This window comes from Gilvimarinus sp. 1_MG-2023, assembly GCF_030548285.1.
Genome location: NZ_JAUOSC010001586.1, coordinates 1 through 241, shown reverse-complemented (window position 1 = coordinate 241; position 241 = coordinate 1). Strand labels below are relative to the sequence as shown.

General features: G+C 56.8%; 1 protein-coding gene. It reads right to left on the bottom strand.

Annotated features, from left to right (window positions below; genetic code table 11):
* Positions 1-241, bottom strand: a 241-nt coding sequence (locus Q4563_RS22145; RefSeq protein ID WP_303606072.1) for a hypothetical protein, incomplete at both ends; no start/stop codon positions are given.

The window sequence follows — 241 nt, the reverse complement described above, 5'->3', positions numbered from 1 at the left end:
ACGCTGCACCATGTCGCCTGCCTTGACCAGCGGACGCTGGTTAATACAGGTGTTCTGGTTCGAGCGGGTGTATTTGGTCAGGTTGTAAATATCAACACCGGCTTCACCGATGACGGTTTCGTCATCGTTGACCTTGACCACCACCCGGGATGCGTCAACAGAGTCAATCACACCACCCCGTTTGGCAACCACACACACGCCGGAGTCGGCCGCTACCGCACGCTCAATACCGGTACCAACC